This window comes from Nocardioides cavernae (genome assembly GCF_016907475.1).
GTDB lineage: Bacteria > Actinomycetota > Actinomycetes > Propionibacteriales > Nocardioidaceae > Nocardioides > Nocardioides cavernae.
Map to the genome: position 1 here is coordinate 2,434,423 of NZ_JAFBCA010000001.1, position 13,945 is coordinate 2,448,367.

The 13,945-nt window shown below is 71.9% G+C and carries 17 protein-coding genes; 12 read left to right on the forward strand and 5 right to left on the reverse strand.

Features of this window, described 5'->3' with window-relative positions:
• The first annotated feature begins 103 nt into the window (after positions 1-103).
• On the forward strand, positions 104-1,072 hold the full coding sequence (locus tag JOD65_RS11365; protein ID WP_191196854.1) for an ROK family protein: 969 nt from the start codon (positions 104-106) through the stop codon (positions 1,070-1,072).
• On the opposite strand, the gene JOD65_RS11370 is transcribed toward JOD65_RS11365, so the two are convergent.
• On the reverse strand, positions 1,057-2,292 hold the full coding sequence (locus tag JOD65_RS11370) for an ornithine cyclodeaminase family domain (RefSeq protein ID WP_191196855.1): 1,236 nt from the start codon (positions 2,290-2,292) through the stop codon (positions 1,057-1,059). The two genes, JOD65_RS11365 and JOD65_RS11370, sit on opposite strands and share 16 nt — an antisense overlap.
• Before the next feature lie 39 nt (positions 2,293-2,331).
• Positions 2,332-2,814, reverse strand: a complete 483-nt coding sequence (locus JOD65_RS11375; RefSeq protein ID WP_191196856.1) for a hypothetical protein — start codon at positions 2,812-2,814, stop codon at positions 2,332-2,334.
• Between the two features lie 114 nt (positions 2,815-2,928).
• On the opposite strand from JOD65_RS11375, the gene JOD65_RS11380 reads away from it, so the two are divergent.
• From JOD65_RS11380 to JOD65_RS11410, 7 genes are all read left to right on the forward strand, one after another.
• Complete coding sequence (locus JOD65_RS11380; protein WP_307821105.1) at positions 2,929-3,741, forward strand: alpha/beta hydrolase; 813 nt, start codon at positions 2,929-2,931, stop codon at positions 3,739-3,741.
• A gap of 9 nt (positions 3,742-3,750) precedes the next feature.
• Positions 3,751-4,518 carry a lysophospholipid acyltransferase family protein gene (locus JOD65_RS11385; RefSeq protein WP_191196857.1) on the forward strand — a complete coding sequence of 256 codons (768 nt, stop codon included), beginning with the start codon at positions 3,751-3,753 and terminating at the stop codon, positions 4,516-4,518.
• Positions 4,515-5,675 carry a MacS family sensor histidine kinase gene (gene macS, locus JOD65_RS11390; RefSeq protein ID WP_191197062.1) on the forward strand — a complete coding sequence of 387 codons (1,161 nt, stop codon included), beginning with the start codon at positions 4,515-4,517 and terminating at the stop codon, positions 5,673-5,675. Before JOD65_RS11385 ends, macS begins: the two co-directional genes overlap by 4 nt.
• A 78-nt stretch (positions 5,676-5,753) precedes the next feature.
• On the forward strand, positions 5,754-6,089 hold the full coding sequence (locus JOD65_RS11395) for a hypothetical protein (RefSeq protein ID WP_191196858.1): 336 nt from the start codon (positions 5,754-5,756) through the stop codon (positions 6,087-6,089).
• Positions 6,083-6,889, forward strand: coding sequence for an HTTM domain-containing protein (locus tag JOD65_RS11400; protein ID WP_191196859.1), 807 nt, complete (start codon positions 6,083-6,085; stop codon positions 6,887-6,889). The genes JOD65_RS11395 and JOD65_RS11400 overlap by 7 nt, the downstream gene beginning before the upstream one ends.
• Complete coding sequence (locus JOD65_RS11405; protein WP_191196860.1) at positions 6,886-7,392, forward strand: flavin reductase family protein; 507 nt, start codon at positions 6,886-6,888, stop codon at positions 7,390-7,392. Before JOD65_RS11400 ends, JOD65_RS11405 begins: the two co-directional genes overlap by 4 nt.
• Before the next feature lie 35 nt (positions 7,393-7,427).
• Entirely contained in the window at positions 7,428-8,072 is a 645-nt protein-coding gene (locus tag JOD65_RS11410) for a response regulator (RefSeq protein ID WP_191196861.1), read from the forward strand.
• A 9-nt stretch (positions 8,073-8,081) separates the two neighbouring features.
• Here the strand turns inward: JOD65_RS11410 and JOD65_RS11415 are convergent, their stop codons facing one another.
• The 3 genes from JOD65_RS11415 to JOD65_RS11425 form a co-directional block, all read right to left on the reverse strand.
• Positions 8,082-8,705: a hypothetical protein gene (locus JOD65_RS11415; RefSeq protein ID WP_191196862.1), complete on the reverse strand. Its 624-nt coding sequence runs from the start codon at positions 8,703-8,705 to the stop codon at positions 8,082-8,084.
• 383 nt (positions 8,706-9,088) lie between these two features.
• The gene (locus tag JOD65_RS11420; RefSeq protein WP_191196863.1) at positions 9,089-9,739 is read right to left on the reverse strand and encodes a class F sortase; all 651 of its coding nucleotides are present in this window, start codon (positions 9,737-9,739) and stop codon (positions 9,089-9,091) included.
• Complete coding sequence (locus JOD65_RS11425) at positions 9,736-10,602, reverse strand: DUF4397 domain-containing protein (protein WP_191196864.1); 867 nt, start codon at positions 10,600-10,602, stop codon at positions 9,736-9,738. Before JOD65_RS11425 ends, JOD65_RS11420 begins: the two co-directional genes overlap by 4 nt.
• A gap of 176 nt (positions 10,603-10,778) precedes the next feature.
• Here JOD65_RS11425 and JOD65_RS11430 point away from each other — a divergent pair, with 176 nt between their 5' ends.
• The 4 genes from JOD65_RS11430 to JOD65_RS11445 all read left to right on the forward strand — a co-directional run bounded on the left by JOD65_RS11430 (position 10,779) and on the right by JOD65_RS11445 (position 13,929).
• Positions 10,779-11,672, forward strand: a complete 894-nt coding sequence (locus tag JOD65_RS11430) for an arylamine N-acetyltransferase family protein (protein ID WP_191196865.1) — start codon at positions 10,779-10,781, stop codon at positions 11,670-11,672.
• Complete coding sequence (locus tag JOD65_RS11435; RefSeq protein WP_191196866.1) at positions 11,669-12,127, forward strand: GNAT family N-acetyltransferase; 459 nt, start codon at positions 11,669-11,671, stop codon at positions 12,125-12,127. The genes JOD65_RS11430 and JOD65_RS11435 overlap by 4 nt, the downstream gene beginning before the upstream one ends.
• 9 nt (positions 12,128-12,136) lie before the next feature.
• Positions 12,137-13,036 (forward strand): hypothetical protein, encoded by a 900-nt coding sequence (locus JOD65_RS11440; RefSeq protein WP_191196867.1) that lies wholly within the window; start codon positions 12,137-12,139, stop codon positions 13,034-13,036.
• A gap of 104 nt (positions 13,037-13,140) precedes the next feature.
• The gene (locus JOD65_RS11445) at positions 13,141-13,929 is read left to right on the forward strand and encodes a hypothetical protein (RefSeq protein ID WP_191196868.1); all 789 of its coding nucleotides are present in this window, start codon (positions 13,141-13,143) and stop codon (positions 13,927-13,929) included.
• The last annotated feature ends 16 nt before the right edge of the window (positions 13,930-13,945 follow it).

The following is a 13,945-nucleotide window of genomic DNA, read 5'->3' on the forward strand; positions in this document are numbered from 1 at the left end:
GTGTCGCTGGTTTGACGACACTCTTGACCGTGCGTGACGCAAGATGGCCCGAAGTGACTAGACAGACCAACCGATCGGGCCATGGGTCACGACGTGGGCCAAGATGTCCCGCGTGAACGAGGGCGTGGTGGTCGGGGTCGACATCGGCGGCACCAAGGTGTTGGCGGGAGTGGTCGACGACGCGGGGCGGGTCGTGCGCACGGCACTGCGTACGACACCCGGGCGTCGGGTGGTGACCAGCCGGGTCGAGGACGCGCTCGTCGAGGCCATCCTCGAGGCTGCGGACAGCGCGCCCCTCGAAGGGGTCGGGGTCGCCGCGGCCGGCTTCGTCGACTCGGCGGGGGAGCGCGTCATGTTCGCGCCTCACCTGCCCTGGCAGGGCGAGCCGCTCAAGGGCCTGCTCGAGGGGCGCCTCGGCTGCCCGGTCGGTCTCGACAACGACGCCAACTGCGCCGCGCGCGCAGAGGCCCGCTACGGCGCAGCCCGAGGAGCCACCTCGGCGCTGATGGTCACCATGGGCACCGGGATCGGGGGTGCCGTGCTGCTCGACGGACGGGTGGTGCGGGGCGCCAACGGGATGGCGGGGGAGTTCGGACACATGCAGGTCGTGCCCGACGGGCAGCCCTGCGAGTGCGGCCGGCGAGGCTGCTGGGAGCAGTACTCCTCAGGCAATGCGCTCGTCCGCAACGCTCGTGCCCTGATGACCGAGCAGCCGTCGGTTCTCGGCGACATGACGGACGGCAACCCGGACCGGGTCACCGGACCCATGGTCACGAGCGCGGCGGAGCAGGGAGACCTCGTCGCGCGCCGGGCCTTCGCATCCATCGGTGACTGGCTCGGCATCGGCGTCGCGAACCTCGTCGCAGCGCTCGACCCCGAGGTGGTCGTCATCGGCGGTGGCGTGTCGGCCGCCGGTGAACGGCTGCTCGACCCCGCGCGCGACGCGCTGCGTCGTACGTTGGTGGGCGCAGCGCACCGCCGGGTCCCCGACCTGCTCGCGGCGGAGCTCGGCCCTCGGGCCGGCATGATCGGGGGCGCCCTGCTCGTCGGGGAGGCTCAGCCGCGGCGGTAGTCGGCCACCAGCTCGAGGGCGAGCTGCTCGAGGAAGAGGCCGACGTCGGTCACGATGCCGCGTCCCTGACCGGTACCGCGGTCGGCGAGCCGGGTGACGGTGGCGGGGTTGATGTCGACGCAGACGAGCGGCACCGACGCAGGAAGGATGCTCGCCGTGGCGACGGCGTAGAGCTGGGTCGCCATCATCAGGCAGTAGCCGAGATCGCGGACCTCGTCGCGCATGGCGCGCTGGCCCTCGACGATGTCGGTGTGGACCTCGGGGAGTGGGCCGTCGTCGCGGACGGATCCGACGAGGACGAAACGCTTCCCCTCGGTGACGAGCGCGTGCATCAGGCCGCTTGCGAGCACGCCGTCGCGCACCGCGCGTTCGATCGAGCCGGCCTTGCGGATCGTGTTGACCGCCCGGACCCGGTGCTCGTGACCGTGCTCGTGACCGGGCGGGGAGCTGCTGTCGTGGCCGGTGCCGTAGAGCGCGGTCTCGATGTCGAGCGCGGCCACCGCGTTGCCGGCGAAGAGGACGTCGACCCAGCCGGCCCGCACCAGGGCCGCCATGGCCGGTACGCCGCCTGCGTGGACGACGCCGGGTCCAGCCACCCACAGCAACCGAGTGCCGGCGGCCCGTGCCTGCCGCATCCCGTCGGCCACCTGGCGCACCAGCACCGTCTGCGGGCGCTCCGGCCCGTGGTCCGCGTCGAACGGGCTGGTCGCCTCGACCGAGGGGGCGGAGCTGGGCACGCTCACCTGGATGCCGGCCGCGCCCACCACGATGCGCATGCCCCGGGTGACGTCGGACATGGGGACCGTGCGAACGCCCAGGTCGCCCGAGGCCGACTCCTCGACGACCAGGCCGCAGTCCATCTCGGGGTGGTCCACGTCGTACCACCGGCCGCCCAGGCGCACCCGCGTCTCGAGGTTGGTGGTGGCGTAGAACCCGTCGGGCAGCACGCCGTCCTGCTCGGAGGTCGCGACCGCGGCGTCGCCGTGGGCTAGCTGGTTGACCCCCCGCGTCTGCAGGCGCATGAGGAGGCGCTGGAGCGACTCGTCATCGGGGGCCTCGACCGTGATGCGGGCGCTGCTCGGGTCGTGTGCCTCGTGGCCGACGTCGAACTCCTCGATGACGAAGTCGCCGCCGTACTCGCGGATGTCGTCGAGGACACGCGACAGGATGCCGCTGTCCATCAGGTGTCCTGTGACCTCGACCGTCTCCCGCGCCCCCACCCGGCAGACCCTACGCCGGAGCGAGGTCGGCGGCGCGGGTCAGATGCGTGAGCCGTCGTCCCAGGGGTCGCGGGGCGACTTGGGCATCTCCAGGACGAGGTAGGCGAACCCGCCGACGAACCACCCGACCAGCGCCCAGCCGACCAGAGGGTTGACGTAGATCGAGAGCAGACCGATCACGAGGGCGATCAGCGGAGCCACGAAGATGCCGGCCCAGGCCAGGCCGCGCTGCCACGTGCGGGGCAAGGGGAACGGGGGCGCCGGCGGCGGCCGGAAGCGCTCGGCCTTTGCGATGGCCTGCTCGCGCCGCTCCACCTCGTCGTCGTCCCGCAGGTGCTCCGGCAGGTCGGCCGAGGACGGGCTCTCAGTGCTCGCGGGAGCGCCGGGGGAAGGGTCCTCGGGGGCGGGCGTCGCCTCGTCCGACGGGGCAGCCGGGTCATCCAGGACAGCGCGCTCGCCGTAGTTCTCGACGATCTCGCGCCACGCGAGCTCGGCGCGGCTCTCGTCCTCCGGGCGACTCACGAGATCTACGGTAGCGGGGGCGTGGTCCCCACGCTCCCCGCGCTCGTACCTCGACCACCCGGCGACACGACGTTCGAGGGCCTCACAGCTGCCCGGCTGGTGCACACTGTGCCCGTGAGGATCCTCTTCCGCGGCGCGCAGGCCGCACCCCTCGACCCCACCCTGGTCGCGCCGATGTCCACCCCGGCCAACCCGGCGCTGACCGGTGGTCGGCGCGTCGGTGTGCTCGTCGTGCACGGCTTCACCGGTAGCCCTGCCTCCATGCGGCCGTGGGCCGAGGAGCTGTCAGCGCGCGGGTACGCCGTCGAGATGCCGCTGCTGCCCGGCCACGGCACGCGGTGGCAGGACTGCAACAAGGTCACCTGGTCCGACTGGGTCGCGACCGTCGAGGGGGCGTTCGACAGGCTCGCAGCCGAGAACGACGCCGTCTTCGCTGTCGGCCTGTCCATGGGCGCGTCGCTGTGCCTGCGCCTCGCCGCGGACCGCGGCGAGGAGCTCGCCGGCCTCGTGCTGGTCAATGCGGCCGTCGACACGCTGCGCAAGGACGCGGTGCTGCTGCCCGTCCTCAAGCGGGTGGTGCCTGCCTTCCCCGGGATCCGGAACGACATCAAGAAGCCCGGGATGGACGAGGTCGCCTACCCCGTCATGCCGCTGAAGGCAGCGTACGAGATGTCCGCCGGGTGGGCGCAGCTGCGACGGGACCTGCCGAAGGTCACCATCCCGGTGCTGTCGTTCCGCTCCAAGGACGACCACGTCGCGGACATCTCGTCGTCGAAGGCCCTCCATGCCAGCTTGTCGTCCAAGGACTTCGAGGAGCGGGTGCTGGAGGACAGCTACCACGTCGCCACGCTCGACCATGACGCCCCGCGGATCTTCGCGGAGTCCGCCGAGTTCATCGAGCGGGTCACCAGCGAGCAGCAGGGATAGTCTCGGACAGTGCTGTACTGGTTCCTGAAGTGGATCGCCCTCGGGCCGGTCCTGCGACTCGTCTTCCGGCCAAAGGCCTACGGCATCGACTACGTGCCGGAGGAGGGTCCCGCGATCCTCGCCAGCAACCACCTGTCCTACGCCGACTGGCTGTTCATGCCGCTCACGCTCACCCGGCGGGTCACCTTCGTCGCCAAGGCCGAGTACTTCACCACCCCCGGCATCAAGGGCTGGTTCCAGAAGAAGTTCTTCACCGGAGCCGGGCAGGTGCCGATCGACCGGTCGGGCGCCAACGCCGCGGAGGGCGCCATGAAGTCGGCGATGAAGATCCTCGCCGAGGGCGACCTGTTCGGGATCTACCCCGAGGGCACCCGGTCCCACGACGGCAAGCTCTACCGCGGCAAGACCGGCGTGGCCCGGCTCGCGCTCGAGAGCGGCGCCCCGGTCATCCCGTGCGCGGTGGTCGGCACCGACGTCGTGGCCCCGACCGGCAAGGTCTACGGCACGTGGACGCGCCCGGTGGTGCGCTTCGGCAAGCCCCTCGACTTCTCCCGCTACGCCGGCATGGAGAACGACCGCTACATCCTGCGCTCGATCACCGACGAGATCATGTACGAGATCATGCGGCTCTCCGAGCAGGAGTACGTCGACCTGTACGCCAGCAAGGCGAAGGAGCTCGACAAGGAGAAGGCCAAGCAGGCCGAGCGCGAGAAGGCCGAGCAGGAGAAGGCGGCGCGCGAGCAGGCCGAGGACGGGCCTGAGCAGAAGGCGTCCTGAACGCCGACCCGTACCCGCGGCAGCAACAGCCGCGGGCCGACTCCGCCCTCGCCGTCGAGGACCGGCTCTACTCCGCGCTCGCGATCGTGCGGGTCGTGGTCACCATCAACATGGTGGCCCTCAACGCCTACCGGCGCGACAGCTTCTCCTACCCGACCCTCGCCCTGGCGGTGGTGCTGGCGCTCGTGGTGTGGACCGGGGTCGCGATCTGGCTCTACGGCCGGCGCTCCACGCGTACGCCCGCGCTCCTCGTCGCCGACCTGCTGATCGCCGTGGCGGCGATCGGCGTCACCCCGTGGCTGAAGACGGAGAGCTTCAACGCGACGCTGCCCGGCTTCTGGGTGATGGGCGCGCTGCTGGCGTGGGCGATCCACTGGCACTGGAAGGGCGGTCTCGTCGCCGCGATCGCCCTGTCGCTGGCCGATCTCCTGCCGCGTGAGGTCGTCGACCAGGGCAACTACGGCAACGTGTTCCTGGTGCTCATCGGTGGACCGATCGTCGGCTACATGTGCGAGTCGCTGCAGCGGATGGCGAGGGAGCGGGACGCCGCCGAGCACGCAGCCGCGGCGGCGGAGGAACGGACCCGACTCGCCCGCGCCGTGCACGACGGCGTGCTCCAGGTGCTGGCGATGGTGCAGCGTCAGGGGGCCGCCTCCGGCGGGCAGTGGGCCGAGCTCGGCCGGCTGGCAGGTGAGCAGGAGCGCGGGCTGCGCTCGCTGATCCGGCAGCAGGACACGGTGCCGGCCCGGTCCGGCGGCTGGGTCGACCTTGCCGGCGCTCTCGAGGCGATGGCCACCGCGCACCCGGTGCGGGTCGAGGTGGCGACGCCGGGCGGCGCCGTCCTGGTCGACGAGCACGTCGGCACCGAGACCGTCGCTGCGGTCAAGGCGTGCCTCGACAACGTGCTGGCCCACGTGGGAGCCGATGCGAGCGCGTGGATCCTGGCCGAGGCCGCCCACGACGCGGTCACCGTCTCCGTGCGCGACGACGGTCCCGGCATGGCGCCGGGGCGGGTCGACGAGGCAGCGGCCGAGGGGCGACTCGGCGTCGCCTCCTCGATCCGCGGCCGCATCGAGGGCCTCGGTGGTACCGCCACCGTCCAGAGTGGCGAGTGGGGCACCGAGTGGGAGCTGTCCGTGCCCGACCGACGGATCTGACTTTCCGCGATCGGCCCCGTGCACGGACGCGTAGGGGTTACCGTCGGCTGCCCGTCGTCGTCGAGTGAGGTGGTCCAGGTGGCTCGCACAGTGCGGTCCGCTCTGCGGACCAGGACCCGGCTCCTGCTGGCAGCACTCGTGTGCGTCCAGGTGGCGGTTCCGCTGTGGGCGACCGTCGAGGGCGTGCCGCACAAGTTCGGGTTCCACATGTTCACGGGCTACGAGGCCTTCGGAGTCGATGTGTCGGACCGCAGTGGCGAAAAGGTCGTGGTCGACCTGCGCGACTGGATCGTGGTGGCGCGCGAGGACATCGACTGGGCCCCCCGGCTGGCGCCGGCCATCTGCGCGACCGTGCCCGACGCCGCGACGGTGACCGTCCGGCAATGGGGCGAGCATCGGACGCGCTCGTGCTGAGGCTCGACGATGTCGTGGATGGACGACCGCTCGCCATCGCGCGTATCGGTATCGGCATGGCCGGCCTGTTGAACTGCGCCGAGTCCTGGGTCGTTCTTGTCAAGATCGAGGCACGAGACGCCTTGACTGTTCCCACCTGGGACGGGCTGCCCCACCTGTCGCCAACGGGCGCGGCGATCCTCATGTCCACGGGCGTCATCGGCGCCATCTTCGTGATCGGGGGACTGGCGACCAGGGCTGGTGCGGTCGCTCTCGCGACGGTGCTCGCGACCGCGATGCTGTTGGAACAGCAGACGTACAGCAATCACGTTGCCCTTTCGATGTGGTGTTCTCTGTGGCTGGTCCTCGCCCATTCGGACGCCAGGTGGTCGCTGCGAAGCCGGATAGATGGACCGCGAGACGTCCGCGTGGCTGATCAGTTCCTGCTGATGACGCAGGTGAGCGTCGTCTACGCGTTCACCGGCCTCCTGAAGGCCAACCCTGCGTTTCTCAGTGGACGGGTCATCCAGGAGAACTCGCACCTCGACATCTCCGATCAGCTGGCTCAGGCGATGGCGCTGGGCGCGGTGGTGACGGAAGTCGGGCTCTGCATCGGGCTGTGGTTCGCTCGCACCCGATGGATTGCAGCCGCTGCAGGCGTCGCGCTGCACACGTCGATCCCGATCGTGATGTACCAACCCCTGCCACTCGTGTCGTTCTCGATCTCCGTCGTCTGTCTGTACCCGCTGTTCTTCGCGCGCCGAGTTCCGGTCCGTCCTCAGGAGCCCGACAGGACAGGGTTGACTAGCGTGACCGCGTGACCATCCACGCCGGACACCCGTTCCCGACCCCCGACGACCCCGTACGACGCCTGCGCGGGCGCCTCGGTGGGACGGTCTCCCTCTGGACAGCAGGGGACGACACGGAGCGGGCGGGCCTGACGGTCACGTCGTGGCTGGTGGCGGGCGGCGACCCCGGACGGGTGCTCGCGCTGCTCGACCCCGACGCCGATCTCACCGAGCTGCTGCTCGGGACGGGCCGCGGCGTTGTCCAGCTCCTGTCCTGGGCCGACCGCGACCTGGCCGACGCCTTCGCAGGGATCGCCCCGGCGCCCGGCGGCCCGTGGCGGATGGCCGCGTGGGACCAGAACACGCACGGGCCGCGGCTCGCCACCGCTACCGCGTGGGCGCTGGTGAGCGTCGAGACCGAGGTCGAGGTGGGCTGGTCCCGGCTGGTGACCTGCACGCTGGACGAGGTGATGGTCGGCGAGGATCCCGCGCCGCTCGTCCACCGGCGGGGTCGTTACGTCCCTCCGGGCGACTGAGCGTCTACGCTGCGGTCCAACTGGGAGGGGGATCCATGGTGAGGGTGATGGTGGTCGACGACCATCCGATGTGGCGCGACGCGGTCGAGCGCGACCTGCAGGCGGCCGGGCACCAGGTCGTGGCGGTGGCGGCGAACGGCCGTGAAGCGATGGCACGGTTCCCGGCGGCGGCGCCGCAGGTGGTCGTGCTGGACCTCCAGCTGCCCGACCACAGCGGGGTGCAGGTCACCAGCATGATGCTGGAGCACGACCCGACGGCCCGGGTGCTGATCCTGTCGGCCAGCGGCGAGCAGGACGACGTGCTGGAGGCGATCAAGGCCGGCGCGACGGGCTACCTGGTGAAGTCGGCCTCGAGCGGCGAGCTCATCGACGCCGTGACGCGGGTCGCCGACGGCGACACCGTCTTCACCCCCGGCCTCGCCGGTCTCGTGCTGGGGGAGTTCCGGCGCATCGCGGACGGCCCGGCCGACGACCCGCGCGACCAGCTCACCGAGCGGGAGACCGAGATCCTCAAGATGGTCGCGACCGGCATGAGCTACAAGCAGATCGCCGCACGCCTGGTCCTGTCGCACCGCACCGTGCAGAACCACGTCCAGAACACCCTGCGCAAGCTGCAGATGAACAATCGCGTGCAGCTGACCCGCTGGGCCATCGAGCACGGCCTCGACGACAACGCCTGAGCTGCTCGCTCAGGACGGGACGGTCACGACGGCGAGCACGCGGTTCCCGGCATCGGTGCCGGCGAGCTCCACCCGCCACTGGTCGTCGCCCTCCGACTCCCCGCAGGGGACGGGCTGGGCGTCCGGCTCGGCGCACGCGAGCGACAGCACCTCCTGAGACCGCACGACCCGGACGTCGCGCGCCTGCGTCGCGGTGACGTCGAGCGACGTCGTGGTGGCGAGGCCGCGGCCGTCGGCGGACGAGCTGAGCTCGACCGCACCTGACATCAGGTAGCGCACCTGGATCCGGGTCGCGTCCGCGAAGGCGTACGTCGCCCCGCTCGGCCCGACCGTCGCGGGACCGGACGCCGCACGACCGTCGGCGGTCACCTCCACGCCGGTCGCCGAGACCTCCGCACCGTCGAGCTCCGGCAGGGTGAGGCTCAGCTCGTCGATCGGCTCCTCCGCGTGGATCCAGTGGGTGACCTCCAGGTCGCCACCGGGCAGCACCTCGGTCACGGCGCGCGACTCCGCGGCGATCGGCCACCCGTCGATCGGCAACGACGCGGCTGGGGTGCGTGACTGCTGACCGGGTCCGACGACCTGCCACGCCACGAGCCCGCCCGCGACCACGCCCACCAGCGCGGCTGCCACGAGAGCGATCGTCCTGCGGGACTGGCGCCCGGAACGAGGGCCCGGCCCCGTTGGTGGAGGGCCCGGTCGGGCCGTCGGCTCGGCGGGGGGGTCGGTGGGTGGCGCGGCTGGTGCGACGACCGCGTCCTGCTCGGCCGGACTCGTCGCCCGGGGCTCTCGGACCTCCGGGGATCGCGCGGCGAGGGGAGTCGGGGCAGCGGCCGCCGCGTCAGGTGTCGGGTCGCGCGGCGGGGCGACCGGCGCGGCAACGGACGGGCCCGCCGGAGGAGACCGACGGGCGCGAGGGGGAGCGGGACGTGGTCGGATCGCCTCCTGCGCCGGGGCACGGCGGGGGGCCGGGGGGAGGACGTTGGGGAGCCGCTTCTGGTACGGCTTCTTCGGACTCACGCCGCCTCCGGTGGGCCGAGGGGCCGAGCCGTGACCACGGCCAGGTTCTGGTAGCCACCGCGGGAGGCGTCGTAGGGCGGGGCGCAGGTGACGAGAGTGAGCCGCAGGTCGCCCGCAGCGTCGTAGATCCAGGCGTCGTCGACGAGGCTGCCCTGTGGCACCAGCCGGCGCGACCGCACCTCGAAGTCCTGGCGCAGGCCGTGCGCCTCGAGGCGGACCCGCGCACCCTCACGGACGGTGAGGAGCTCGGCGAACGGGCCCAGGCCCTCGGAGTCGGAGTCGACGTGGGCGGCGACGAGGATCGACCCGAACGGGTCACCGATGCGCGAGCCGCCGCGCCACCACCCCGCGACGTCCACGTCGTCGGGCACGTCCAGCACGCCGGTGCCGGTGGTGCCGGCCCCGGACACGGGTACGACGCGCCCGCTCGGCAGCGTCGCCCGGACCGGCCGCCGCGGCGCCACGACCGACTCGGCGCGCCGGGCCGGGAGCACCGGCTCGGCGGAAGACGAGGAGGGAGTGGAGGACGGCGACTGAGAGAGGCGAGTCCCGGAGTCGTCAGGTCGGGCGGCACCGGTGCTGCCGACACAGCCGGTGGCCGCGACGAGGCAGGCGGAGATCATGAGCGCGGGCGTGCGGAGGCTCATCCGGACGGTGGGACGAGGGACCGCTGCCTCCGCAGATGCACGCGGCAGGCTCCCGCCGTGAGGAGGACCGCCAGGCCGAGCGCGCCGAGGGGCAGCAGGGTGCGGTCGTCGGCCGGCGTCGAGCCGGTGAAGGTGGTCACCCGGCCCTCGACCAGCCCCGCCGACCCGGTCTCGATGCGCGAGGGGCGGACGCTCCCGTCGGCTGCCAGGTCCACGGTGTGGGCGATGACGTTCATCGAGTTGTCGCGCGGGTTGCCGTAGGCGTAGATCATCGAGAGGGTGCGTGCCTTCAGGGCCACGTCGAGCGGGCCGAGGATGGGGTCGGCGCCCTCGGCGCCCGACGGCAGCAGCGCCACGCTGATCGAGCCCTCCGGGACGTCGGCATCGGCGAACTCGCCGTTGGCGATGTTGGTGAACACCGTCTGGCCGTCGACCTCGACGTCGGCGGGGGCGACGGTCGCCGTGTGGGCGAGCAGGACGCGGGCCTTGCCGGGACCGATCGGTCCAGCCGGTGCGACGTAGGAGTGGACGACCGGGTCACCCCCGACGTCCGCCGGGAGGTGCAGCACGACGTCGCTGGTGTCGCCGGCCCCGACGTCGAGGGTCGACTCCACCTTGACGCCCTTGCCGCGGAACGAGATCTCGTGGCTGCCGGGCTCGAGCTCGAAGGGTCCGAGCACCTCTCCGACGCCGGCTCCGCCGGCGACCCGGCGACCGTCGACGGTCACGTCGACGGTCGCCCCGGGGACGGCCTGCACGACGTTGACGCGGGCCGTCGGCGGCGCCGGGACGTCAGCCTCGGCCGGTGCTCCGGCGACGAGTGGCAGGCACGCGGCCGCCAGAACTGCTGAGAGTCGACGCATTCCGACCACACCCCCATGGCCCCACTACGACGTCGTCCCGAACGGAACGCCGGCCCTCACCTGAACACCCCGGGGTCAGCCGCCTCAACCCCGATATGGGGTACGTCCGTCCGCACCGACACGCCTAGGGTTGAGCCGTGGAGACCGGGGTGACGCGCAGGGCGGAAGGCAGCGGCATGGACGTCGACAGGACCGTCGAGGGTTACCTCACCCGCGTCGGGTTGGGCTCAGTCCCGCAGCCGACGATCGAGGACCTGCGCGTGCTGCACCGGGCCCACGTCGCGCACATCCCCTACGACAACCTGTCCATCATGCTGGGCCGGCCCGACTCGATCGACCCGGCCGCATGTGCCGCTCGTGCCGCCACCGGCGGCAGGGTGGGTTACTGCTTCCAGCAGAACGGCGCCCTCGGCTGGCTGCTCGAAGGGCTCGGGTTCGCCCTCAGCCGGCGGCACGGCCACGTCTGGGCTCGTCCTGAGGACGAGCTCGGCACCGTGCTCAACCACCTCGTTCTCGTCGTCTCCGGGCTGCCCACCGGTGACAACCCCGGCGGGCACTGGTGGGCTGACGCCGGCCTCGGTGAGGGGTTCTCCGAGCCCTTGCCGCTGGTCCGGGGCGACCACGTCGTCGACGGCTGGTCGTTCGGGATCGGGGCCGGCTACGGCGCCCAGGCGGCAGGGCGCCCGACGGGGCCCGCGGCCTGGACCTACCGACACCTGCCCGGTGGGGTGCTGCGAGGGATGGTGGTCACCTCCCGCGACCACGCCGAGGACGCTATCGGGACCGCGCACGCGACCCTGAGCGGCGGCTCGGAGTCGCCGTTCCGGCGCGTGGTCGTCGCCCAGCGCATCGACGGACCGCAGCAGCGCACGGTCCGCGGCCTGGTGCACCACGTGATGACACCGACGTCGAAGGACCAGCACGACCTGACGTCGTACGACGACTGGCGCGGCGCGCTGATCGACGACCTGCTGGTGTCGGTCGACGACGTCACCGACGACGAGTGGCCGGCGCTGTGGGCACGGACGCAGGCCTCCCACCGGGCCTGGGACGAGGCGGGGCGGCCATGAGCGACCGCGGGACGAGGACCTGGCGTCGCGCGACGACGGAGGACGCCGTCGCGCTGCGCGACCTGGAGCGCATCGCGAGCCTGACCGGGCTGGCGCACGTGTTCGGCGAGCTGCCCTACCCAGACGACGACGTGCTGGCGCGTTGGGCGCTGCTCCTCGACGACCCGGAGGTGACGGTCGAGGTGGTCGAGGACGATCGAGGGATGGTCGTCCTTGCCGCCCACGACGGTGCCACGCTGCGGCACCTGGCGGTCCGTCCCGACTACTGGAGCGCCGGGCTGGGGCGCGAGGGTTTCCTCCGGGCCGAGGCCGCCGGGGCGCGACGGCTGTGGGTGCTGGAGGCGAACGGACGGGCGCGCGGGCTCTACGAGTCGCTGGGCTGGACCCCGACCGGGGTCACCCAGGAATGCCCCTGGGCGCCGTACCCGACCGAGATGGAGTACGCCGCTCCCTAGGATCGGGGCATGCCGGACGCCGACCCGCTGCTGGAGATCGCCGACGACCTCTACGCCCTGCCCCTCGCGGACTTCACGCCTGCCCGCGACGCGCTGGTCAAGGAGCACAAGACGGACAAGGCCCTCGCGGCCTCGATCAAGGGGCTGCGCAAGGCTTCGGCCGCGGCGTGGGTGGTCAACCTGCTGGTGCGTCGCGACCCAGACCAGGTGGACCAGGTGCTGGCCGTGGGGGAGGCCCTGCGGGAGGCGCAGGAGAACCTCGACGCCACCCAGCTGCGGGAGTTCACCAAGCAGCGACGACAGCTGACCGCGACGGTGACCACTGCCGCGCGCCGGATGGCGCGCGAGGAGGGGGTCCGGACGACCGAGTCCGTCGCCGAGCAGGTGGAGGCGACCCTCACCGCCGCGATGCTGGAGCCGGACGCCGCGCGTGCCGTCCGCAGCGGGCTGCTGGTGACGTCGTTGTCCGCGACCGGGCTCGGAGACCTCGACCTCAGCGGTGCCGTGGCGCTGCCCGAGGCGCTCGGCTTCAGCGCGAAGGCCCGACCTGCCCCGGCCCCCGACCCGACGCAGCGGCCCCAGCTCCACGTCGTACCCGATCCCGACGCCGACGTGAAGGCCCGGGCGGCTGCCGACGAGCGCCTCGCCGACGCACGTGCCCTGCTCAAGGAGCACGAGAAGGAGCACCGGGCCGCGCGTAGGGCGGTGGAGAAGCTGCAGGCGCGGACCCTGCAGGTCCAGTCCGAGATCGACGAGCTCCGCAGCCAGATCGCGGCCCTCGAGGACACGCTGGAAGAGGTCGACGACGAGCTCGCCGAGGCCGAGGCCGCGCAGGCCGAGGTCGAGGAGGCCGTCGACGAGGCGCGGTCGGAGGTCGACGCCGCTCGCGAGGCTCGCGATCGGCTCTGACTCCGCTCGAAAACGACGATGTCACGACCGGCCCCGTCATTCCGGTGCGGCCGGCCGGTGCCATGCCCCAGACTTGCGGCTGCAATCAGGGGAGGGAGTCCGGGGTGAAGCTGTTGGTCGCTTCGGCCAGGATCCTGGGCTCCTGTATTGGGGCACTCCTCGTTCCACTCACCGTGATCTGGCTGGTCGAGATCGGTGTGGCGGGGGCCTGGAAGTGGCTTCCCGGCTGTGCAGTCCTGATCGCCGGCCTCGCCGGGTGCTCGGCCGCTGCTCTCTGGTGGCCTCGTGCGCTCATGCGCGCAACCGCTGTTGTTGCCGCGCTCGTCTGGGGGACGGTGGCTCTCAGCGCTGCGTACTGGCCGGCGGTCACGACCCGCGCAGAAGTCCGGGAGGCCTTCGATCGTGTCGGGTACGACGGGGGCATTGTGGATCCCACGATCTGGGAGCTCGGTGGGTCCTGGTGTGCCTTCGGTTCTCGAAGCCTGCTCGGCTGTCCGCGGCTGTCGGCGGACTACCTGGTCAACGAGGGCGAGAGCGAGGACGTGATCCGCGCCCTTGAGGAGGCTGGCTTCGAGTTGGTCAAGGGAGCTCGGCCGCGACCGGTTGAGAGTTTTGACCATCCCGGGTCGGGATCGATGGGCGTCGGCTCGAGGTACTGGTTCAAGGATGACGGAATGCGGGTCGAGGTCACTGTCATCGACGACCAGGACATGGCTGTGCCCATGCAGGGCATGAACGACCTCACGGCCTACGTCCCGACGAGCACGGAGCGGGTCAGTCTGGAGTTCAGCGACGCGGCGAACCCCCATCAGTTGCTCGACAACATTGCAGAGCTCGGCTTCTGGTCACCCGACGCCTCGCTCGAGGACGTGCAGCCGCCACCCGGTTGGTGAGACAGGCCCCCGACGG

Bases quoted from the DNA above. Each gene is read 5' to 3' on its own strand.
- JOD65_RS11430 (WP_191196865.1), top strand. From the start codon at position 10,779: ATGGACGTCGACAGGACCGTCGAGGGTTACCTCACCCGCGTCGGGTTG.
- JOD65_RS11420 (WP_191196863.1), bottom strand. From the start codon at position 9,739: ATGAGCCTCCGCACGCCCGCGCTCATGATCTCCGCCTGCCTCGTCGCG.
- JOD65_RS11435 (WP_191196866.1), top strand. From the start codon at position 11,669: ATGAGCGACCGCGGGACGAGGACCTGGCGTCGCGCGACGACGGAGGAC.
- JOD65_RS11410 (WP_191196861.1), top strand. From the start codon at position 7,428: ATGGTGAGGGTGATGGTGGTCGACGACCATCCGATGTGGCGCGACGCG.
- JOD65_RS11440 (WP_191196867.1), top strand. From the start codon at position 12,137: ATGCCGGACGCCGACCCGCTGCTGGAGATCGCCGACGACCTCTACGCC.
- JOD65_RS11365 (WP_191196854.1), top strand. From the start codon at position 104: ATGTCCCGCGTGAACGAGGGCGTGGTGGTCGGGGTCGACATCGGCGGC.
- JOD65_RS11425 (WP_191196864.1), bottom strand. From the start codon at position 10,602: ATGCGTCGACTCTCAGCAGTTCTGGCGGCCGCGTGCCTGCCACTCGTC.